Genomic DNA, 19,864 nt, shown 5'->3' on the forward strand with positions numbered 1-19,864 from the left:
CGGTGATGCGTCTCGCCTCGCCTTGGTTGCTGCGGCTGGCCGCTCTCTGCGCCGGCCTCGCCGCCGCGCTCGCCCATCCGCCCTTCGGCCTGCTGCCGGGCCTGCTCGGCTACGGCGTGATGATGCGGCTGGTGGAGACCGGGGGGCCGCGCCCCTTGCGCTCGGCCTTTCTGCGCGGCTGGCTGGCGGGCCTCGGCTACTTTTCGCTCAGCGTCTGGTGGGTCGCCGAGGCCTTCCTGGTGGACGCGGAGGTCTACGGCTGGATGGCGCCCTTCGCTCTCGTGCTCCTGGCGGGAGGGCTGGCGCTCTTCTGGGGGGCTGCGGGCGTCGCCTACCGGGCGCTCTCTCCCGGCGGCGTGACGCGCGTTCTGGTGTTCGCCGGGATCCTCGCCGCCGTCGAATGGGCGCGCGGCCATGTGTTCACCGGCTTCCCGTGGAACCTGCCTGGCGAGACCTGGCGAGCCGGCTCGGCGCCGTCCCAGGCTGCGAGCCTGATGGGCGCGTACGGCCTGACCTGGATCACGGTGGCGATCGCCGCAGCGCCCGCGATCGCCTTTGACGCCACGCCCCGCATGCGGCGGGTCATCGCCGTGGCTGCGGCGGCCTTCGCCCTCGTCGGACTCGTCGGTTTCGGCGCCTGGCGGCTGGACCGCGCGGCGCCGACACCGCCCGGCGCGGCCCGCGTGCGGGTCGTGCAGGCGGACATCGACCAGAAGGAGAAGTGGAAGCCGGAGAACCTGGACCTGATCTTCGCCACCTATGAGGCCCTGAGCCAGGCGCCGGCGGAGCGGGCGCCGGACGTGGTGATCTGGCCCGAGGGCGCCTTGCCGGTGGTGATCGACGACTTCCTGGCGCCCGGCTCGCCCTATGTCGGGCGCATCCAGGCGATGCTGAGGCCCGGCCAGACCCTGATGCTGGGCGCCAACCGCGCCGGACTGGCGGCGGACGGGCGCTATGACTATTTCAACAGCTTGATCGCCCTCAGAAATACAGATCCCGGGCTGCAGGTCACCGCCGTCTACGACAAGTATCGGCTGGTGCCGTTCGGCGAATTCATGCCGCTGGGGGAGCTGGCGACCAAGATCGGCTTCCGCAGCCTGGTTCACATGCCGGAGGACTTCACTGCAGGTCCGCCGCCCCGGCCGATCTCGCCGCAGGGCCTGCCGCCCCTTCAGCCGCTGATCTGCTACGAGGCGCTGTTCCCCGGCTTCACCGCGCACGCGGCCGAACGCTCGGGCGTCCGTCCGCGCTGGATTCTCAATGTGTCCAACGACGCCTGGTTCGGCGCCACCAGCGGACCCAAGCAGCACCTGAATCTAGCCAGCTACCGGGCGATCGAAGAGGGCCTGCCGATGGTGCGGGCGACCCCAACCGGGGTCTCGGCGGTGATCGACGCCTATGGGCGTCCCGTTGCAGACCATGTGCTGAAGAGCGGCGCGTTAGGCGTTGTCGACGCGGACTTGCCCGCGCCCTTGAGTAAAACAACCTATGCGCGTTTTGGTGACGCGATTTTCGCCTTCATGTTAATCCTCTCAGGCGCTACTTCTGTGCTAGAGCGACTGCGTCGCGCACGAGTTCCTGAAAATCTTTAATGAAATCTGTGGTCGGCTGATCTGAGCTGCAGGAAGTCTTATGTCGAAAGATCTAGAACTAGGACGAGCGCCCAACCCCATTGATCGCCATGTGGGCCTGCGAATCCGCCTGCGCCGCCGGGAACTGGGCGTCAGCCAGGAGCGACTTGCCGACTCCATCGGCCTCACCTTTCAGCATGTGCAGAAGTACGAGCGGGCCGCCAACCGGGTCAGCGCCTCCAAGCTGTGGGAAATGGCCAAGGCGCTGCAGACCAGCATCACCTACTTCTACGAGGGGCTCGGCGAGGCGATCATCCCGCCGGCCGCAGAGGGCGTTGAGACCAGCGACATCCAGCAGTTCCTGATGACGCCCGAGGGGATGGAGCTGGCCGCGCTGTTTCCGCAGATCCGTCGCGCGCGGGTTCGTCGCCGCCTGCTGGACCTGGTGCGGGCCATGGCCGAGGAAGAGGCTCTGCGGCGGGAGTCCTGAACCCTGACGCGTGTAGCCGCTTGCGGGATATAAAGATTTCTTTATAGGTCCGGCTGCAACCCATGGCGCCGCGCTGAGCGCGGCCGTCGTCTGCGGAGCCCGCCCTTGATCCGTCCGTCCTACATCTTCACCAGCGAAAGCGTTTCCGAAGGCCATCCCGACAAGGTGGCGGACCGGATTTCCGACACCGTCGTCGACGCCTTCCTGGCCGCCGAGCCTGAAGCCCGCGTCGCCTGCGAAACCCTGGTGACCACCAACCGCATCGTGCTGGCCGGCGAGGTTCGGGCCGGCAAGCCGGGCGCCTCCAAGGCCGACAACAAAAAGCTGACCAAGGAAATCGTCGCTTCCCTGGAGCCGAAGGTGCGCCAGGCGGTGCGTGAGATCGGCTACGAGCAGAAGGGCTTCCACTGGGCCAAGGCCAAGTACGCTTGCTTCCTGCACCCGCAGTCGGCCCATATCGCCCAGGGCGTCGACGCCGCCGCCAACAAGGACGAGGGCGCAGGCGACCAGGGGATCATGTTCGGCTACGCCTGCGACGAGACGCCCGAGCTCATGCCGGCGACCCTGCAATACGCCCACCGCATCCTGCAGCGCCTCGCCGAGGTGCGCCATTCGGGCGAGCGCCCGGAGCTGGAGCCCGACGCCAAGAGCCAGGTGACCCTGCGCTACGAGAACGGCCAGCCGGTGGAAGTGCTGAAGATCGTCGTCTCGACCCAGCACAAGAAGCGCATCGGCCTGCAGATCGCCACGCCCAAGCGGGTCAAGGACCTGATCCAGCCCTATGTGGAAAGCGTGTTCCCCGAGGGCCTGATCACGCGCAAGACCAAATGGCTGGTCAATCCCACCGGCCGTTTCGAGATCGGCGGGCCCGACGGCGACGCCGGCCTGACGGGCCGCAAGATCATCGTCGACACCTACGGCGGGGCGGCGCCCCATGGCGGCGGCGCCTTTTCCGGCAAGGACCCGACCAAGGTCGACCGGTCGGCGGCCTACGCCTGCCGCTACCTGGCAAAGAACGTCGTGGCCGCCGGGCTGGCGCGCCGCTGCACCATCCAGATCAGCTACGCCATCGGCGTGGCCCAGCCGCTGTCCTTCTACGTCGATCTGCACGACACCGGCGAGATCGACCCGGCCAAGCTCGAAGCCGCGCTGCCGGAAATGATCGGCGGGGCGACGCCGCGGGCCATCCGCGAGCACCTGGGCCTTAACCGCCCGATCTACGCCCGCACCGCGGCCTACGGCCACTTCGGCCGCCAGCCCGACAACGAGGGCGGCTTCTCCTGGGAGCGCACCGACCTCGTCGACCAGCTGAAGAGCCTGGCCTGACCGCCTAGGCCAGGTGGCGCCGGAACCAGGCGATGGTCCGGCCCCAGGCGAGATCGGCGGCGGCCTCGTCGTAGCGCGGGCCGGCGGTGTCGTTGTTGAAGGCGTGGTTCACGTCCGGATAGACGTGGGCTTCCACCGTCTTCCCGGCGGCCTTGAGCGCGGCCCCGTAGGCCTCGGCGCCGGCGTTGATCCGCTCGTCCAGGCCCGCGTAGTGCAGCAGAAGGGGCGCGCGGACGGCCGCCACCTGGTCCAGGGGCGGCTGGATTCCGTAGTAGACCACCCCGGCGTCGAGGGCGGGCTCGGCCACCGCCAGGCGGTTGACCATGCCGCCGCCCCAGCAGAAACCCACCGCCCCCACCCTGCCGTTGGTCTCGGGCCGCCGGCCGAGCCAGGCGATCGCCGCGCGGCCGTAGGAGGTCGCGTCCGCGGGATCGAGCCCGCCGATCATCTCGCGACCCTTGTCCTGGTCGGCCGGCGTGCCGCCCATCGGCGACAGGAAGTCGAGGCCGAGCGCGACGAACCCCTCGGTCGCCACCCGCCGGGTCACGTCCTTGATGTGCGGGTTCAGACCCCGGTTTTCGTGGATCACCAGGACCGCGGGCGCGCGGGCGACGCCCTTGGGCCGGACCAGATAGCCGCTGAGGTTCTCGGCGCCCGGCACGGCCACCGTTTCGGCGCTGATGCGCGGGTCGGCCTCGGCGATCGTCTCGGCCCGGGCGTAGTCGTTCTCCAGCGCCGAGAGCAGAGCGGTGGCCGCCGTCGCGCCGCCGGCCAGCGCCGCCAGGCGCTCGAGGAAGGCGCGTCGGTTCAGCCGCCCGTGAGTGAAGTCGTCGTAGAGCCGGATGATCCCTGGTTCCATGGTCGTCTCCTCGCGTTTCCGTCTCAGTGAACCGGCCCAATGTTGCAGCCGCAATTCACGCCGGGGCCGCGGCGCGCTAGAGGGCGGCGATGACCGACCATCCTCCCATGCGTTCCTTCGGGCGCATCAAGTCGCGCCCGATCAAGCCGCGCCAGGCGGCGCTGATGGACACCCTCCTGCCCCGCATCCGCATTCCGGACGGGACGATCGAGCTTTCGGCCCTGGCGCCGGGCGCCGCCGAGGTCTGGCTGGAGATCGGGTTCGGGGGCGGCGAGCACATGGCCGCCCAGGCCGCGCGCAGGCCGGACGTGCTGATCCTGGGCGCCGAGCCCTTCCTCAATGGCGTGGCGAGCGCCCTGCGGCACCTGGACGAACGGGGGCTGGAGAACGTGCGCCTTCACGCCGGCGACGTGCGCGAACTCCTCTCGCGCCTGCCCGATGCGAGCCTCGCGCGCATCTTCATCCTGTTTCCCGATCCCTGGCCCAAGGCGCGGCACCACAAGCGGCGGCTGATCCAGGCCGACCTCCTGGCCGAACTGGCGCGCGTGCTGGCTCCGGGCGGGCGGCTGCGCTTCGCCAGCGACTGGGCGGACTATGTGGACTGGACGCTGGAGCGGGCGCTGAGAACGCCGGGCCTGTCGTGGACGGCGCAACGGGCGGACGACTTCCGCCGTCCGCCCGCCGACCACGTGACCACGCGCTACGAGGAAAAGCGTCTGGGCGACTGCGCCCCGGTCTTCCTCGACTTCGTGAAGGCCTGAAGACCTACTTCTTGGCCTTGCCGGCCTCGATCGACTTGCGGATCAGCTCGGCGGTCTCGTCCGCGTCCGCCCAGCGGACCACCTCGACCGACTTGCCCTTTTCCAGGTCCTTGTAGTGCTTGAAGAAGTGGGCGATCTGCTCGGTCAGGATCGCCGGCAGGCCGCGCCAGGATTCGACGCCGCGATAGAAGGGGTGGAGACTGTCCACGGGAACGGCCAGGACCTTCTCGTCGCCGCCGGCTTCGTCGACCATCATCAGCGCGCCGACCGGCCGGCAGCGGATCACCGCGCCGGGCACCACCGGGGTCGGGCCCACGACCAGAACGTCCATCGGATCGCCGTCGTCGGCCAGCGTGTGCGGGATGAAGCCGTAGTTGCCCGGGTAGAACATCGCCGTATGCAGGAACCGGTCGACGAAGATCGCGCCGGAGTCCTTGTCCAGCTCGTACTTCACCGGCTCGCCGCCCTGCGGGATCTCGATGACCGCGTGGATGTCCCAGGGGGGGTTGGGACCGATGGAAATCTTGGAGAGGTCCATAAGAGGAGGAGACCTTCTTTGAACTTGGGGAGGAGGCGCGCTCCATGGACCATTCCGCCGCGCGGATAAAGCCCCCGGCGCATTGATATGGCGCAAAGCGCCAAGCTTCACCGTGTGCGAGGCGTCGCCAAAACGGAGGGAGCTATCCACATGGTCATGACGCCTTACCTGATGCTTGTGATTGCGGGCTTCGGCCTGTTCGCCGTCGTCCTGTTCGTGATCTCCACCTGGGTGCGCATGAGCAAGGACTGAGCGGCCGCCTCGCGGCCCTGCGTCACGCACGTCGGGGCTGACAAGGGCCGCGGGACGATCTATATAGACGTCAACATCGTCCGTTAGCGCTGGATGGCGCTTTCGAGCGGCGGGCCCCGGCCCGGCCGCTTTTTTCTTTGCCGGAGGACGGCTCGACCTATGCGCGGCAGGACCGCCGAAGACGCAAGACTGCTCGACCTGCTCGACCCGGTGGCCGAGGCCGCCGGCTACGAGATCGTGCGTCTGCGCCTAATGGGAGGCGCCGAGCGGAGGCGCCTGCAGGTGATGGCCGAGCGGGCGGTGGACGGCGACATGAACGTCGAGGACTGCGCGCGCCTGAGCCGCGCCCTGTCCGAAGTGCTCGATCCGGCCGACCCGATCTCCGGGGAGTACACGCTGGAGGTCTCCTCGCCGGGGATCGACCGCCCGCTGACCCGGCTGAAGGACTTCGCCGCCTACGAGGGGCTGGAGGCGCGCATCGAGCTCGACCGCCTGGCCGAAGGCCGCAAGCGGTTCAAGGGCGTGCTGGCCGGCGTCGAAGACGAGGCCACCGTGGCCATCGACCTGGAAGGCGAGGAGCACACCGCGCTCATCCCCTTCGCCTGGATCACCGAGGCCAAGCTGGTGATGACCGATCAACTGATGAAGCGGGGGGCCGAGGAACGCGCCCGCCGCCTGCAAAACGACCCTGCGTCCGAGGAAGAGGGATAGTCCATGAGCCTGGGGATTTCCGCCAACAAGCTCGAGCTCCTGCAGATCGCCGAGGCCGTCGCCCGCGAGAAGTCGATCGAAAAGGAGATCGTCATCCAGGCGATGGAGGAGGCGATCCAGAAGGGCGCCCGCGCCCGCTACGGCGCCGAGCACGACGTGCGCGTCCACATCGACCCGAAGACTGGCGAGACGACGATCAAGCGGGTGGTCACGGTCGTCGATGACGACGCCGCCTGGGACGCCGAGGCCGGCGAGGAGGAACCCGCCGGCATCCTGCGCCTCTCGGACGCCAAGCGCACCGACAAGGACGCCTTCGTCGGCAAGGTCTACGAGGAAATCCTGCCGCCCTTCGAGTTCGGGCGCGTGCAGACCCAGATGGCCCGCCAGGTGATCACCGGCAAGGTGCGCGAAGCCGAGCGCGAGCGGCAGTACGAGGAGTTCAAGGACCGGGTCGGCGAGATCGTCAACGGCGTGGTCAAGCGGGTCGAATACGGCAACGTCGTCGTCGATCTTGGCCGCGGCGAGGGCATCATGCGCCGCGACCAGTCGATCCCGCGCGAGAACTTCAACATCGGCGACCGGATCCGCTGCTACATCTACGACGTGCGGCGCGAGACCAAGGGTCCGCAGATTCTGCTGTCGCGCGCCCACGGCGGCTTCATGGCCAAGCTGTTCGCCCAGGAGGTGCCGGAGGTCTACGACGGGGTCATCGAGATCCGCGCCGTCGCCCGTGACCCGGGCAGCCGCGCCAAGATGGCGGTGGTCTCCAACGACGCCTCGATCGACCCGGTCGGCGCCTGCGTCGGCATGCGCGGCAGCCGCGTGCAGGCCGTGGTGGCCGAACTGCAGGGCGAGAAGATCGACATCATCCAGTGGAGCCCGGACGAGGCCACCTTCATCGTCAACGCCCTGGCGCCGGCCGAGGTGTCCAAGGTGGTGATGGACGAGGAGGACGAGCGGGTCGAGGTCGTGGTGCCGGACGAGCAGCTCTCCCTCGCCATCGGCCGCCGCGGCCAGAACGTGCGCCTCGCCAGTCAGCTTACGGGCTGGCAGATCGACATCATGACCGAAAGCCAGGAGAGCGAGCGCCGTCAGCGCGAGTTCGCCGAACGCACCGCCCTGTTCCAGGAAGCCCTGGATGTGGACGAGGTCATCGCCCAGCTGCTCGTCACCGAGGGCTTCGCGACCGTCGAGGACGTGGCCTATGTGGACGCCTCGGAAGTCGCGTCCATCGAGGGCTTCGACGAGGACACCGCCGAGGAGATCCAGGCGCGCGCCCGGGACTACCTGGAGAAGGAGGCGGCGGAGTACGACGCCAAGCGCCGCGAACTGGGCGTCGACGACGCGCTGCTGGAGATCGAGGGCGTCACCCTGCCAATGGCCGTGGCCCTCGGCGAGAACGACGTGAAGACGGTGGAGGATCTGGCCGGCCTGGTGCCCGACGACCTGCGCGGCTGGTTCGAGAACAAGAACGGCGAGCGGGTGCGCGAGCCGGGGATGCTGGAGGCGTTCGGCCTGGACGCGGCGGACGCCGAGCTGCTGATCATGCGTGCCCGCGTGGCCATGGGCTGGGTCGAGCCGGAAGCGGAGACCGACGCTGAGATCGAGGCCGAGATGATCGAGGAAGATCAGGCCTTCGCCGAAGCCGAAGGGGAGTCGCGCGACGCCTGAGGCGCTCGCGCGTGACAAGGCCGCGATGATCGCGCCCGCCCCCGCCACCCATGCCGAGGCCTCGCGCCAGCGACGGGACATCGTCTCCGGCGAGGTGATGGACGAAGCCGGGCTCGTGCGCTTCGTCGCCGGGCCTGGCGGCGCCGTGGTCCCGGATCTCGCCCGCAAGCTGCCGGGGCGGGGGCTCTGGGTGGCGGCCGACCGCGCCAGCGTCGAGACCGCCGTGCGCAAGGGATTGTTCTCCCGGGCGGCGAAGGCGCGGGTGACCGCGCCTGCGGACCTGGCCGACCAGGTGGAGGCGCAGCTGCTGCGGCGCGTTGTCCAGGGACTCGGGCTTGCGCGGCGCTCGGGCGATCTTATCTGTGGTTTCGAGAAGGTCCTCGCCGCCCTCGCCGGCGGGCGTGCGGCCTGGGTGATCGAAGCTGTGGACGGCGCCGAGGACGGACGCCGCAAGCTGATCTCGGCCAGCCGCCGGTCGCCAAATCCGCCACGGTTGCTGGCAGTTTTCCGTTCCGAGGAATTGGGTTTGGCCTTGGGGCTGGAGAATGTGATACACACCGCCTTCCTTGCGGGGCGAGCCGCGGACCGCTGGACTTCCGACGTTCAGCGGTTATCAGGCTTTCGCCCGCTCTTTCCCGAGGGTTGGCGCGAGGAGCCTTAGGCGGCGGGCGAGGCCATCGGGCCCCGCGCGCCGCGACGCCATTTGAAGAGAGAGGCCGGGACCGTCCCGGCCGGTTAGTAAAGCGAGCGCATGAGCGACGAGAACGACAACGGCCGATCCGGCGGACGCCCGCCCCTGACCCTGAAGCCCCGCGGCGCGGGGTCGGTCAGCGCGGGCACCGTGAAGCAGAGCTTCAGCCACGGCCGTTCCAAGACTGTGGTTGTGGAGACCAAGCGCCCGCGCACCCATGCGCAGCAGGCGGGGAACCTGGCTGCGCCGTCGTCCGCCGAGCGCCGCGTCACCGATCAGCGTCCGCAGCCGCAACGCCCGTCCCCGGCGAGTGGCGACGGCTCCGGCCTGTCCGGCGAAGAACTGCGCGCCCGCCAGCGCGCCATCGAGGCCGCCCGCGAGCACCAGGCTCGCCAGGCCGAGCAGCGCGCCCGTGAAGAGCGGGCCCGCGCCGAGGCGGCCGCGGCTGCGGCGGCCGCCGCAGCCAAACCGGTCGCGGAGACTCCGCCGCCGGCTCCAGCCGCGCCGGCCCCTGCTCCTGCGCCGACCCCTGCGCCCCAGGCCGCCGCACCGCCGCCCGCGCCCCCGGCGCCCCGTGCGCCCGAGCCGACGCAGGCCGCCGCGCGCTCGGCCGCTCCTGGGCAGACCCGCACCTATTCGCCCTCGCCCGACCGTCGGGACGACCGGGCGTCCACCACCACCTACCGGCCCGAGCGGCCCAGCAGCCGCTTCGACGCCACCAGCTTCAACCAGCGCGCGCCCCGCCGCGACGACCGCGGCCCGCAGCCCGACCGCGGCCCGCGCCCGACAGGCGAGCGTCCGCAGGGCGACCGTGGTCCGCGCCGCGACGATCGCGGCCCGCAAGGCGACCGCGGCCCGCGTCCCGCCGGGGGCGACACCGTCCGCTATTCGGCGCTCGCGCCGCGTCCCGCGCCTGGCCCCGGCGGCGCCCGCCCAGGCGGTCCGCGTCCGGGACCGCGGGTCGGCCCCGCCGCCCCGCCCGCCACGCCGGAAATCCAGCGCGCCACCCGCCAGGCCCCGCGGCCCGGCTCGGCCAACCTCGACCGTCGTCCGGAGGATGATGAAGAGGGCGCCCGCCGCCGCGCCTCGGCCAACGCGCCGTCCAAGGCGATCTCCCGCGTCAAGGGCGCGGCTCAGCGCCGCGAAGGCCGGCTCACGATCCAGGCTGTGGCCGGGGACGACGAGGGTGCGGTCGAACGGATGCGCTCCCTGGCCTCGGTGCGCCGCGCCCGCGAGCGCGAACGCGAGAAGCGCAAGGGCGGGCCGCAGGAGCAGACCCGCGTCGCCCGCGAGGTGGTCATTCCGGACGTCATCACGGTGGCCGAACTGGCCAACCGCATGGCCACCCGCGGCGTCGACGTCATCAAGTTCCTGATGCGTCAGGGCATGATGCTGAAGATCAACGACGTGATCGACTCCGACACCGCTGAACTGGTGGCGACGGAGTTCGGTCACACGGTCAAGCGCGTCTCGGAATCCGACGTCGAAGAGGGCTTCATCGGCGCCGAGGACGTGGACGATCATCTGCTGCCCCGCCCGCCGGTGGTGGCGGTCATGGGCCACGTCGACCACGGCAAGACCTCGCTGCTCGACGCCCTGCGCTCGACCGACGTGGCCGGCGGCGAGCATGGCGGCATCACCCAGCACATCGGCGCCTATCAGGTGCGCCTGGCCGACGGCCAGCGCGTGACCTTCCTGGACACGCCGGGCCACGCGGCCTTCTCGGCCATGCGGGCCCGCGGCGCGACGGCGACCGACATCGTCATCCTGGTGGTGGCGGCCGACGACGGCGTCATGCCCCAGACGGTCGAGGCGATCCAGCACGCCAAGGCGGCCGGCGCGCCGATCATCGTGGCGATCAACAAGATCGACAAGCCGGACGCCGACCCGACCCGGGTGATCAACGAGCTCCTGCAGCATGAGATCGTCGTTGAGAGCCTCGGCGGCGACACCCAGGCGGTCGAGGTCTCCGCGCTGCAGAAGACGGGTCTGGACAACCTGATCGAGTCGATCCTGCTGCAATCTGAACTCCTCGACCTGAAAGCTAATCCGGACCGGACGGCCGACGGCGTGGTGATCGAGGCCAAGCTGGACCGGGGCCGCGGCGCGGTCTCGACCGTGCTGGTCAAGCGCGGCACGCTCAAGCGCGGCGACATCGTCGTCGCCGGGGCCAACTGGGGCCGGGTGCGCGCCCTCCTCAACGAGCGCGACGAACAGCTGCAGGAAGCCACCCCGTCGACGCCGGTGGAGATCCTCGGTCTGGACGGCACGCCCGATCCGGGCGAGCCCTTCGCCGTGGTCGAGAACGAGGCCCGCGCCCGGGAGATCACCGAATACCGGACGCGCCTGAAACGCGAAAAGGCCGGCGCGCCGGTCGCCGGCGCCAGCCTGGCCGATATGATGGCCAAGCTCGCCGACAAGAAGGTCTCGGAACTGCCGGTGGTCATCAAGGCCGACGTGCAGGGCTCGGCCGAGGCGATCGTGGGTTCGCTCGAGAAGCTGGCCACCGAGGAGGTCCGCGCCCGCGTGATCCTCTCCGGCGCCGGCGCCATCAGCGAAAGCGACGTGATGCTGGCCAAGGGCGCGGGCTCGCCGATCCTCGGCTTCAACGTCCGCGCCTCCAAGCAGGCCCGCGACCTGGCCGAACGCGAGGGCGTGGAGATCCGCTACTACGCGATCATCTACGACCTGATCGACGACATCAAAGGCGTGCTCTCGGGCATGCTGGCGCCGATCCAGCGGGAAACCTTCCTCGGCAACGCCGACGTCCTGCAGGTCTTCGACATCACCAAGGTCGGCAAGGTGGCCGGCTGCCGCGTCACCGAAGGGGTCGTGCGCAAGGGCGCGCGGGTCCGGATCGTGCGCGACGGGGTCGTCATCCTGGAGCTGGGCGTCCTGCAGACGCTCAAGCGCTTCAAGGACGAGGTCAACGAAGTTCAGGCCGGCCAGGAATGCGGCATGGCCTTCCAGGGCTTCCAGGACATCAAGCCGGGCGACACCATCGAGTGCTTCACCCTCGAAGAGGTCAAGCGCACGCTCTGATCGCAGCGCCTGGGTTCGATACCAAGGCCCGCTCCGGAAGACCGGGGCGGGCCTTTCGCATGGGCGCGCCTTGCGCTTGGGATGCGGATCAGACCGTTACGCCGTGGCGCGCGAACACGTCGGCGTAGGCCTTCGGGCTCATGTCCATGTTCCAGAGGTCGTACTTCATGTTCTGGAAGACCTGCTGGGCGCTGCGCACGTCGTCGTAGCCGGCCTGGCCGGGCCGCAGCATCACATAGCCTCCGCCGACGGAGTCATAGGCGAGCTTCACGTCGGAGCCGTACTGCGCCTGCAGCGTACGCTCGGCGTCCGCCAGTTCGCCAGCGGCGTCGATCTGCTCGCCGACGTAGCCGGCGAGGTCCCCGCCCAGGAACACATTGCCGGGTATGAAGCCCAGGCCCGGCGCCGATTGCAGGGCGCCGGCCTCCTGGTGGACGATCTCGACCTCGCTGGCGAAGCCGATCCCGTCGTAGGGCGTGCCCGCGATTGAGGCGGCCCGGACCCTTTGGACGTCTTCCTGCGAGAAGCCCGGGGCGGCCTGCAGTTCGACGGCGGCGGCCAGGGTTTGCGGGCTCAGGGGAGCGGCGGGCGGCGGCGCGGCTGCAACCCCTTGGCCAAGCTCCACTTTCTGCCTGGAAACCGTGCGCAGCCCGGTTCCACTGAGGTCGACGGACACGCCGTTCACATCGACGATCTGCTGGGGCGCCGTGCGGGGCGACCCCGCGCGGGGCTGGTCGGCGGCGGTGGGCTGCGAGAACAGATAGCTGGCGATGCTGGTCACGAACGGGCTCCCTGGCGCACGTCCAACGTGCAAGGTCGGGGCCAGTCGCCCCGGCCCGGGCGCGGCGCATCCGGATCGCGCCCCGCGCGTATCTTGGAGATGAGAAAGCTGATCATCCCTCTCGTTCTCGCGGCCGGCGCAGGTCTGGCGCTCGCGGCCTGCGCCACGCCGCCGGTCGGCAACCGGGCCGTGCCGCAACCGGCCAAGGCGGTCGATCTGCCGCGCTATCTGGGCAAATGGTACGAGTTCGCCCGCTACGACCACAGGTTCGAGCGGAACTGCGAAGGGGTGACGGCCGAATACGCCCTGCGCGACGACGGCCTGATCAAGGTCACCAACACGTGCCGCAAGGGCGGCCCTGCCGGCGCCGTGGAGGTCGCCGAGGGCAAGGCCAAGGTGGTGGAAGGCTCACGCAACGCCAAGCTGAAGGTCTCCTTTTTCGGCCCCTTCTACGTCGGCGACTACTGGGTGCTGGACCATGCGGACGACTACAGCTGGTCGATCGTGGGCGAAGGCTCGGGCCGGTATCTTTGGATCCTCACGCGCGAGCCGGTTCCGTCCCCCGAGGAGGCGAGAGCGCTCGTCGATCGCGCGGCCGGCCTCGGATATGACACCGAGCTCCTACATATGACCGAGCAGCCGCCGGCCTGAGGCGGTCCTACGAGCAGGAGCGCGTCCGTGAAGATCCTTGCCCGCCTTGGCCTGATCGCCGGCGCCCTCCTGATCCTCGGCGCCTGCGCGACCGTCGATCGTTATGGCGCCGCGCGCGACGTCCACGCGCTGCTGGTGTCCATCCGTGACGATGATCGCGCCACGTTCGAGGCCCATGTCGACCGCCCCGCGCTGGAGCGGCAGATCGAGGCCCGGCTGGTGGCCGAGACCAGGCGCAGGGCAGGGCAGGACCAGGGCTTGAACGCCCTGGGCGCGCTCCTGGCCCAGCCCCTGGCGCAGATGGCGAGCGACGCCCTGATCCAGCCGCGGGTGTTCCGCGCGGTGGCGGCCTCCTACGGCTACACGCCCGACAAGCCGATCCCTGGGCCCCTGGCTATCGGCGGCGCCCTCCGCGCCGTCGGAAAGGACCAGGTTTGCGCCACACGCAGGAAGGACGGCCCCTGCCTGCTGGTCTTCACCCGCCAGGACGGAGTCTGGCGCCTTTCAGGTTTCGAGGGCGAGATTTCGGAGCTGCGCGGCGGCGCCCGTTGAGGCTAGGCTCGCGCCCGACCTGGACGGGAGGGACGCAATGGGCTGGGAAAAGGCGCTTGCCGAGTACGAGCGGTTCGAGTTCTCCGATGGGCCGTGGACACGGCCTGTGTTCAGGCGGGGGTCGGGGCCCGCGGTCATCGTCATCCATGAGATGCCCGGACTGCACCCCGAAGTGCTGCCCTTCGCCAACCGCGTCGCCGCGGCCGGCATGACCGTCTACCTGCCCAGCCTGTTCGGCGATCCAGGCCGGCCCGTCACCAACGGCTACGCCATGGGCGCCATGCTGAAGGGCGTATGCATCAGCCGAGAGTTCAACGTCTGGGCGGCGGGCAAGTCGAGCCCGATCGTGGAGTGGCTGAGAGCCCTGGCGCGCCGGGCGCACGGAGAGTGCGGCGGCAAGGGGGTGGGCGCCGTCGGCATGTGCTTCACCGGCGGCTTCGCCCTGGCGATGATGACCGAGCCCGCCGTGGTGGCCCCGGTTCTGAGCCAGCCCTCGCTGCCGCTGACCGTGGGCCTGGGCGGCCGCAGGCGGGCGTCGGGCGTCGACGCCTCCAGCGAGGAGATCGCCTGCGCGCGCCGCCGCTTCGCCGAGGAGGACCTGAGCATGATCGGCCTGCGCTTCGAGGGCGACCCGATCGTGCCCCGGGAACGTTTCGACGCCCTGGAGAGGGAGTTCGGCGACAAGTTCGAGCGCTGGGACATCGATCCGTCCGAGGCGCGGCCCGGGGGGCTGAAGCACCCGCACTCGGTGCTGACGATCAACCTGAAGAACACCGGCAAGACCCAGGACGCCCTGATCCGCGTGCTCGCCTTCTTCCGCGAGAAGACCGGCGTGTCTTGACGTCGGCCTGGGTTGGGCGCTGGACTTCCGGCGGCGACCTCATTAGAAGCGCGCCCTTCCCTGCGCCCGGCGTTCGAGCCGCGGGCCAGGTTAGTCAAGGCTTCGCCATGAAACGTCATTCAGCCCAAGGCCGCGGCGCCCCCCAGGGACCCAGCCAGCGCCAGCTCCGTGCGGGCGAGCTCATCCGCCACGCCCTGGTTGAGATCCTGCGCGAGGAGGAGATCGCCGATCCCGCCCTGGAGGGCGTTTCGGTGACCGTGACCGAGGTGCGGATGAGCCCGGACCTGAGGCACGCGGTGTGCTTCGTAGAGCCGCTGGGCGGCGGCCACGCCCCCGAAGTGGTGGAGGCGCTGAACCGCGCCGCCCGGTTTCTGCGGGGCCGGCTCGGCCGGTTGATCGACATGAAGTTCACGCCCGACCTGAAGTTCGTCCACGACGAGTCCTTCGACGAAGCCAGCCGCATGAACCGCCTGTTCGACGACCCTCGGGTGCGGCGCGACATTGAACACGACAGCTCCGAGGATTGATCATGGCGCGCCGGAAGAAGGGCGATGCGGTCTCAGGCTGGGTGTGCCTGGACAAGCCCTATGACCTGACTTCCACCTCGGCCGTCAGCCGGGTGCGGAGACTGTTCAACGCCCAGAAGGCCGGGCACGCCGGCACGCTCGACCCCCTGGCCACCGGCGTGCTGCCGATCGCCCTGGGCGAGGCGACCAAGACGGTTCCCTTCCTGATGGATGCGGACAAGACCTACCGCTTCACCATCGCCTGGGGACGCACCACCGCCACCTTCGACCGCGAGGGTGAAACGACGGCCACCTCCGACGTACGCCCGACGCCCGAGGCGGTGGCCGCCGCCCTTCCGGCCTTCGTCGGCGAGATCCAGCAGGTTCCCCCGGCGTTCTCGGCGGTGAAGGTGGACGGCGAGCGCGCCTACGACCTGGCCCGCGCGGGAGAGGCGGTGGACCTGAAGCCGCGGCCCGTGGTGATCCATGCGGCCCGGGTGGTCGGCGCGCCCGACGCCGACCACGTCCAGATCGAGATGGACTGCGGCAAGGGGACCTACGTGCGGGCCGTGGTGCGCGACCTGGCCGCGGCGCTCGGCGCTTGCGCCCACGTCAGCGAGCTTCGCCGCACGCGGGTGGGGGGCTTCACCGAGGCGCGGGCGATAGGGCTGGAAAACCTGGAGGATTTGGGGCATAAGGCCCGCTTGTCGGAGGCATTGCTTCCGGTCGAGACCGCGCTGGACGACATCCCGGCGTTGGCCGTGACCGCAGAAGACGCCTTCCGGCTCAAGCAGGGACGGCCGATCGTTCTCGTTCCCCGACAGGTTGAAGCGCTGAAGGCCAGGCTCGCGCCCGGCTCCCGCACCGTTTCAGCCATGGCGGGTGGGTCGATCGTGGCGCTTTGCGAGATGCGCGCAGGACGGCTCGAACCTGCGCGGGTCTTCCATCTGGATCAGAGCGGAGACTAACCGATGTCGATCACGCCGGACCGCAAGGCCGAACTCATCAAGTCCCATGCCCGCTCCGAAGGCGACACGGGCAGCGCCGAAGTGCAGGTGGCGATCCTTTCCGAACGGATCTCGAACCTCACCGAGCACTTCAAGACGCACAAGAAGGACAACCACTCGCGCCGGGGCCTGCTGAAGCTCGTCTCCCAGCGCCGTTCGCTTCTCGATCACCTGAAGAAGTCCGACGAAGGACGCTATCAGGCGCTGATCGCGACCCTGGGCCTGCGCCGTTAAGGCGCGCGCCGAGACCAAAAGCACTGCGTCGTCCCCGGCCTTCGACAAGCTCAGGTCGGGGACGACGGAGGGGCCTAAGGAGGCCTCTCGAAACTCGCCGAGGGTTCAATGGAAATCCTCACCCTGAGCCTGTCGCTGGACGAGGATTTCCGGTCCGCTGATCAAAAGCCAAACCGCCCCCTGTCCGCCCCCGCTGGGAATTCGCCCGCGGGTTGAGAAAGAAGCAAAATGTTCGACATCAAACGCAAGACGATCGAGTGGGGCGGCAAGACGCTGACGCTCGAAACCGGCCGCATGGCCCGTCAGTCCGACGGCGCCGTCCTGGCCACCTACGGCGAGACCGTGGTGCTCGCCACCGCGGTGTTCGCCAAGACCGCCAAGCCGGGCCAGGATTTCTTCCCGCTGACCGTGAACTATCAGGAGAAGACCTACGCCGCGGGCAAGATCCCCGGCGGCTTCTTCAAGCGCGAGGGCCGTCCCTCGGAAAAGGAGACCCTGGTCTCCCGCCTGATCGACCGGCCGATCCGCCCGCTGTTCGTCAAGGGCTTCAAGAACGAGGTCCAGGTCGTCGCCACCGTGTTGGCCCATGACCTGGAGAACGATCCCGACATCGTCGCCATGGTCGCCTCCTCGGCCGCCCTGGTGCTGTCCGGCGCGCCCTTCATGGGCCCGATCGGCGCGGCCCGGGTCGGGTTCATCAACGGCGAATACGTGCTGAACCCCACCCTCGACGAGATGAAGGAGTCCCAGATGGACCTCGTCGTGGCCGGCACGCACGACGCGGTCATGATGGTGGAATCCGAAATCCAGGAGCTGACCGAAGAGCAGGTCCTGGGCGGCGTCACCTTCGCCCACAAGCACATGCAGCCGGTGATCGACGCGATCATCGAACTCGCCGAGCATGCGGCCAAGGAGCCCTTCGAGTTCGAGCCCGAGGACACCGACGCCCTCAAGGCCCAGATGAAGGCCCTGGTCGGCGCGGACATCGCCGCCGCCTACAAGATCTCCAAGAAGCAGGACCGCCAGGACGCGGTCGGCGCGGCCAAGAAGAAGGCCCTGGAGGCCATGGCCAAGTCCGACGCCAACCCTGAGGGCGCCGACCCGCTGAAGCTTGCGGGCGTCTTCAAGGAACTGGAAGCCGACGTCGTGCGTCGCGGCATCCTCGACACCGGCGTCCGCATCGACGGCCGCCCGGTGGACAAGGTCCGCCCGATCCTGGGCGAAGTGGGCGTCCTGCCCCGGGCCCATGGCTCGGCGCTGTTCACCCGTGGCGAGACCCAGGCCCTGGTGGTCGCCACCCTGGGCACCGGCGACGACGAGCAGTTCATCGACGCCCTGGAAGGGACGTACAAGGAGAAGTTCCTCCTGCACTACAACTTCCCTCCCTTCAGCGTCGGGGAGACCGGCCGCATGGGCTCGCCCGGCCGTCGGGAAATCGGCCACGGCAAGCTCGCCTGGCGCGCCTTGCGCCCGATGCTGCCGGAGCCCGAGGAGTTCCCCTACACGATCCGTCTGGTGTCCGAGATCCTGGAGTCCAACGGCTCCTCGTCGATGGCCACCGTCTGCGGCTCCTCGCTGGCGATGATGGACGCGGGCGTTCCCCTGAAGAAGCCGGTCAGTGGCATCGCCATGGGCCTGATCCTGGAGTCCGACGGCTTCGCGGTCCTGTCCGACATCCTGGGTGACGAAGATCACCTGGGCGACATGGACTTCAAGGTGGCCGGCACCGCCGACGGCATCACGTCGCTGCAGATGGACATCAAGATCGCCGGGATCACCGAGGAGATCATGAAAAAGGCGCTGGAGCAGGCCAAGGCCGGCCGCCAGCACATCCTCGGCGAGATGAACAAGGCCATGGAGGCGCCGCGCACCGAGCTCGGCGAATTCGCGCCGAAGATCGAGACCATGAAGATCGCCGTGGACAAGATCCGCGAAGTGATCGGCTCCGGCGGCAAGGTCATCCGCGAGATCGTCGCCGAAACCGGCGCCAAGGTCGATATCTCCGACGACGGCACCATCAAGATCGCCGCCTCCGAGCAGTCGAAGATCGACGCCGCCCGCGACTGGATCAAGTCGATCGCCTCGGAGCCCGAGGTCGGCCAGATCTACACCGGCAAGGTCGTGAAGATCGTCGACTTCGGCGCCTTCGTGAACTTCTTCGGCGCCAAGGACGGCCTGGTCCACGTGAGCCAGATCTCCAACGAGCGCGTGGGCAAGGTCTCGGACGTGCTGCAGGAAGGCCAGTCGGTTAAGGTCAAGCTTCTGGGCTTCGACGACCGCGGCAAGACGCGCCTGTCGATGAAGGTCGTCGACCAGGAGACCGGCGAGGACCTCTCCAAGAAGGACGAGGCGGCCGAGGCGCAAGCCGAGGCCTGAGCGTCCTCTCAACCTGATCGGAAGGGGCGGTCGCAGCGATGCGGCCGCCCTTTTCTTTGCCCGCGTCGCCGGCGCATCTGGCGGTTGCATGTCAGCGGGTGTTCGGGGCTCAATCGGTGGCGAAAGGAATCGCCATGCCCAAACCCGACCTGCCGCTCGAGGGCGGCTGCCGCTGCGGACAGGTGCGCTTCCGCATCGACGCGGCGCCGTTGATCACCATGGCCTGCCACTGCCGGGGCTGCCAGCAGATGACCGCCAGCGCCTTTTCCCTGAGCGCCCTGGTCCCGGCCGCGGCTTTCGCCCTGACCGCCGGCGAGCCGGTCGTCGGCGGCCTGCACGGGCCCACGCGGCACCTCTTCTGCCCATGGTGCATGAGCTGGGTGTTCACCCGGCCAGAGGGCGCGGACGGGCTCGTGAACGTGCGGGCGACGCTGCTGGACGACGTGGCCTGGTTCAGCCCCTACATGGAGACCTTCACCCAGGAGAAGCTGCCCTGGGCGTCGACGCCCGCGGTGCGCAGCTTCGAGGGCTTCCCGGCGCTCGAGGACTACGACGAGCTGTTGAAGGCTTACGCCGCCGCCAATCCCTAGGTCTGGGGACGGACCTTCTTCACCACTTCCTCGGCCTCTTCAGGATCGCGACGCTCCAGTTCGGCGAGTTCGTCGTGGGCGCCGGCCGTGGCGTGGATCAGCTCGTCCAGCTTGGCTTGCAGGGCTCTGGTGTCATGCGCCTGGTTGCGTTCGATGACGATGGCCATCACCAGGGTGATGATGGTCGCCGCTCCGTGCCAGTCGAGAGTCTCGCGTTCGAAAATCGCCCAGGCGGCGACGAAGAAGGCGGTGGCGATCAGGGCGTAGGGGTGGGAGAAGCCCCGCGCGAGGGCGAAGAGGCCGATCTGGAGGGCTCTGCGGCTCATGCGGTTCTCGAATCCGGGACCGCGTCTAAACGGGCGGAGAGGAGCGAGGTTGCCCCGGACGGCGAAAGGCCCGCCGCGAGGGCGGGCC

20 protein-coding genes are annotated in these 19,864 nt (G+C 69.3%); 16 read left to right on the top strand and 4 right to left on the bottom strand.

The annotated features are described in order from the left end of the window. Positions 1 to 5: 5 nt before the first annotated feature. From lnt to metK, 3 genes are all read left to right on the top strand, one after another. Positions 6 to 1,592: an apolipoprotein N-acyltransferase gene (lnt, locus tag ACK4YQ_RS04355; RefSeq protein ID WP_409608641.1), complete on the top strand. Its 1,587-nt coding sequence runs from the start codon at positions 6 to 8 to the stop codon at positions 1,590 to 1,592. A 40-nt stretch (positions 1,593 to 1,632) separates the two neighbouring features. Next, positions 1,633 to 2,061 carry a helix-turn-helix domain-containing protein gene (locus tag ACK4YQ_RS04360; RefSeq protein ID WP_409608643.1) on the top strand — a complete coding sequence of 143 codons (429 nt, stop codon included), beginning with the start codon at positions 1,633 to 1,635 and terminating at the stop codon, positions 2,059 to 2,061. A 105-nt stretch (positions 2,062 to 2,166) separates the two neighbouring features. Further along, positions 2,167 to 3,387: a methionine adenosyltransferase gene (gene metK / locus ACK4YQ_RS04365; protein WP_409608645.1), complete on the top strand. Its 1,221-nt coding sequence runs from the start codon at positions 2,167 to 2,169 to the stop codon at positions 3,385 to 3,387. A gap of 4 nt (positions 3,388 to 3,391) precedes the next feature. Here metK and ACK4YQ_RS04370 read toward each other — a convergent pair whose 3' ends face one another. Further along, on the bottom strand, positions 3,392 to 4,246 hold the full coding sequence (locus ACK4YQ_RS04370) for a dienelactone hydrolase family protein (RefSeq protein ID WP_409608647.1): 855 nt from the start codon (positions 4,244 to 4,246) through the stop codon (positions 3,392 to 3,394). A gap of 89 nt (positions 4,247 to 4,335) precedes the next feature. On the opposite strand from ACK4YQ_RS04370, the gene trmB reads away from it, so the two are divergent. Further along, a complete protein-coding gene (gene trmB, locus ACK4YQ_RS04375; protein WP_409608649.1) occupies positions 4,336 to 5,007 on the top strand; it encodes a tRNA (guanosine(46)-N7)-methyltransferase TrmB in 672 nt (223 codons plus the stop codon). 4 nt (positions 5,008 to 5,011) lie between these two features. Here trmB and ppa read toward each other — a convergent pair whose 3' ends face one another. Further along, positions 5,012 to 5,545, bottom strand: a complete 534-nt coding sequence (gene ppa / locus ACK4YQ_RS04380; RefSeq protein ID WP_409608651.1) for an inorganic diphosphatase — start codon at positions 5,543 to 5,545, stop codon at positions 5,012 to 5,014. A 411-nt stretch (positions 5,546 to 5,956) separates the two neighbouring features. Here ppa and rimP point away from each other — a divergent pair, with 411 nt between their 5' ends. The 4 genes from rimP (at position 5,957) to infB (ending at position 11,912) form a co-directional block, all read left to right on the top strand. Further along, positions 5,957 to 6,508 (top strand): ribosome maturation factor RimP, encoded by a 552-nt coding sequence (gene rimP, locus ACK4YQ_RS04385; protein ID WP_409608653.1) that lies wholly within the window; start codon positions 5,957 to 5,959, stop codon positions 6,506 to 6,508. Positions 6,509 to 6,511: 3 nt separating this feature from the next. Then, positions 6,512 to 8,179, top strand: coding sequence for a transcription termination factor NusA (gene nusA, locus ACK4YQ_RS04390; protein ID WP_409608655.1), 1,668 nt, complete (start codon positions 6,512 to 6,514; stop codon positions 8,177 to 8,179). 25 nt (positions 8,180 to 8,204) lie between these two features. Then, on the top strand, positions 8,205 to 8,840 hold the full coding sequence (locus ACK4YQ_RS04395) for an RNA-binding protein (protein WP_409608657.1): 636 nt from the start codon (positions 8,205 to 8,207) through the stop codon (positions 8,838 to 8,840). A 90-nt stretch (positions 8,841 to 8,930) separates the two neighbouring features. Next, complete coding sequence (gene infB, locus ACK4YQ_RS04400; RefSeq protein WP_409608659.1) at positions 8,931 to 11,912, top strand: translation initiation factor IF-2; 2,982 nt, start codon at positions 8,931 to 8,933, stop codon at positions 11,910 to 11,912. An 88-nt stretch (positions 11,913 to 12,000) separates the two neighbouring features. Here the strand turns inward: infB and ACK4YQ_RS04405 are convergent, their stop codons facing one another. Beyond that, entirely contained in the window at positions 12,001 to 12,693 is a 693-nt protein-coding gene (locus ACK4YQ_RS04405; RefSeq protein WP_409608661.1) for a hypothetical protein, read from the bottom strand. A 99-nt stretch (positions 12,694 to 12,792) separates the two neighbouring features. Between ACK4YQ_RS04405 and ACK4YQ_RS04410 the strand changes: the two genes are divergently transcribed. The 8 genes from ACK4YQ_RS04410 (at position 12,793) to ACK4YQ_RS04445 (ending at position 19,450) form a co-directional block, all read left to right on the top strand. Then, positions 12,793 to 13,344 carry a lipocalin family protein gene (locus ACK4YQ_RS04410; RefSeq protein WP_409608663.1) on the top strand — a complete coding sequence of 184 codons (552 nt, stop codon included), beginning with the start codon at positions 12,793 to 12,795 and terminating at the stop codon, positions 13,342 to 13,344. A gap of 27 nt (positions 13,345 to 13,371) precedes the next feature. Then, the gene (locus ACK4YQ_RS04415; RefSeq protein ID WP_409608665.1) at positions 13,372 to 13,896 is read left to right on the top strand and encodes a DUF2939 domain-containing protein; all 525 of its coding nucleotides are present in this window, start codon (positions 13,372 to 13,374) and stop codon (positions 13,894 to 13,896) included. Between the two features lie 37 nt (positions 13,897 to 13,933). Continuing rightward, the gene (locus ACK4YQ_RS04420) at positions 13,934 to 14,737 is read left to right on the top strand and encodes a dienelactone hydrolase family protein (protein ID WP_409608667.1); all 804 of its coding nucleotides are present in this window, start codon (positions 13,934 to 13,936) and stop codon (positions 14,735 to 14,737) included. Positions 14,738 to 14,844: 107 nt separating this feature from the next. Further along, positions 14,845 to 15,264: a 30S ribosome-binding factor RbfA gene (rbfA, locus tag ACK4YQ_RS04425; protein WP_409608669.1), complete on the top strand. Its 420-nt coding sequence runs from the start codon at positions 14,845 to 14,847 to the stop codon at positions 15,262 to 15,264. A gap of 2 nt (positions 15,265 to 15,266) precedes the next feature. After that, entirely contained in the window at positions 15,267 to 16,211 is a 945-nt protein-coding gene (gene truB, locus ACK4YQ_RS04430; RefSeq protein ID WP_409608671.1) for a tRNA pseudouridine(55) synthase TruB, read from the top strand. A gap of 3 nt (positions 16,212 to 16,214) precedes the next feature. Next, a complete protein-coding gene (gene rpsO / locus ACK4YQ_RS04435) occupies positions 16,215 to 16,484 on the top strand; it encodes a 30S ribosomal protein S15 (protein ID WP_409608673.1) in 270 nt (89 codons plus the stop codon). Between the two features lie 228 nt (positions 16,485 to 16,712). Then, complete coding sequence (gene pnp / locus ACK4YQ_RS04440) at positions 16,713 to 18,860, top strand: polyribonucleotide nucleotidyltransferase (RefSeq protein WP_409608675.1); 2,148 nt, start codon at positions 16,713 to 16,715, stop codon at positions 18,858 to 18,860. A 134-nt stretch (positions 18,861 to 18,994) separates the two neighbouring features. Further along, on the top strand, positions 18,995 to 19,450 hold the full coding sequence (locus ACK4YQ_RS04445; RefSeq protein WP_409608677.1) for a GFA family protein: 456 nt from the start codon (positions 18,995 to 18,997) through the stop codon (positions 19,448 to 19,450). On the opposite strand, the gene ACK4YQ_RS04450 is transcribed toward ACK4YQ_RS04445, so the two are convergent. Next, on the bottom strand, positions 19,447 to 19,776 hold the full coding sequence (locus ACK4YQ_RS04450; protein ID WP_409608679.1) for a low affinity iron permease family protein: 330 nt from the start codon (positions 19,774 to 19,776) through the stop codon (positions 19,447 to 19,449). The two genes, ACK4YQ_RS04445 and ACK4YQ_RS04450, sit on opposite strands and share 4 nt — an antisense overlap. Positions 19,777 to 19,864: the final 88 nt, after the last annotated feature.

The sequence above is a fragment of the Phenylobacterium sp. genome, assembly GCF_046291545.1.
Taxonomy (GTDB): domain Bacteria; phylum Pseudomonadota; class Alphaproteobacteria; order Caulobacterales; family Caulobacteraceae; genus Phenylobacterium.

Bases quoted from the DNA above. Each gene is read 5' to 3' on its own strand.
- lnt (WP_409608641.1), top strand. From the start codon at position 6: ATGCGTCTCGCCTCGCCTTGGTTGCTGCGGCTGGCCGCTCTCTGCGCC.
- ACK4YQ_RS04360 (WP_409608643.1), top strand. From the start codon at position 1,633: ATGTCGAAAGATCTAGAACTAGGACGAGCGCCCAACCCCATTGATCGC.
- ACK4YQ_RS04370 (WP_409608647.1), bottom strand. From the start codon at position 4,246: ATGGAACCAGGGATCATCCGGCTCTACGACGACTTCACTCACGGGCGG.
- trmB (WP_409608649.1), top strand. From the start codon at position 4,336: ATGACCGACCATCCTCCCATGCGTTCCTTCGGGCGCATCAAGTCGCGC.
- ppa (WP_409608651.1), bottom strand. From the start codon at position 5,545: ATGGACCTCTCCAAGATTTCCATCGGTCCCAACCCCCCCTGGGACATC.
- rimP (WP_409608653.1), top strand. From the start codon at position 5,957: ATGCGCGGCAGGACCGCCGAAGACGCAAGACTGCTCGACCTGCTCGAC.
- nusA (WP_409608655.1), top strand. From the start codon at position 6,512: ATGAGCCTGGGGATTTCCGCCAACAAGCTCGAGCTCCTGCAGATCGCC.
- ACK4YQ_RS04395 (WP_409608657.1), top strand. From the start codon at position 8,205: ATGATCGCGCCCGCCCCCGCCACCCATGCCGAGGCCTCGCGCCAGCGA.
- infB (WP_409608659.1), top strand. From the start codon at position 8,931: ATGAGCGACGAGAACGACAACGGCCGATCCGGCGGACGCCCGCCCCTG.
- ACK4YQ_RS04410 (WP_409608663.1), top strand. From the start codon at position 12,793: ATGAGAAAGCTGATCATCCCTCTCGTTCTCGCGGCCGGCGCAGGTCTG.
- ACK4YQ_RS04420 (WP_409608667.1), top strand. From the start codon at position 13,934: ATGGGCTGGGAAAAGGCGCTTGCCGAGTACGAGCGGTTCGAGTTCTCC.
- rbfA (WP_409608669.1), top strand. From the start codon at position 14,845: ATGAAACGTCATTCAGCCCAAGGCCGCGGCGCCCCCCAGGGACCCAGC.
- truB (WP_409608671.1), top strand. From the start codon at position 15,267: ATGGCGCGCCGGAAGAAGGGCGATGCGGTCTCAGGCTGGGTGTGCCTG.
- rpsO (WP_409608673.1), top strand. From the start codon at position 16,215: ATGTCGATCACGCCGGACCGCAAGGCCGAACTCATCAAGTCCCATGCC.
- pnp (WP_409608675.1), top strand. From the start codon at position 16,713: ATGTTCGACATCAAACGCAAGACGATCGAGTGGGGCGGCAAGACGCTG.
- ACK4YQ_RS04445 (WP_409608677.1), top strand. From the start codon at position 18,995: ATGCCCAAACCCGACCTGCCGCTCGAGGGCGGCTGCCGCTGCGGACAG.
- ACK4YQ_RS04450 (WP_409608679.1), bottom strand. From the start codon at position 19,776: ATGAGCCGCAGAGCCCTCCAGATCGGCCTCTTCGCCCTCGCGCGGGGC.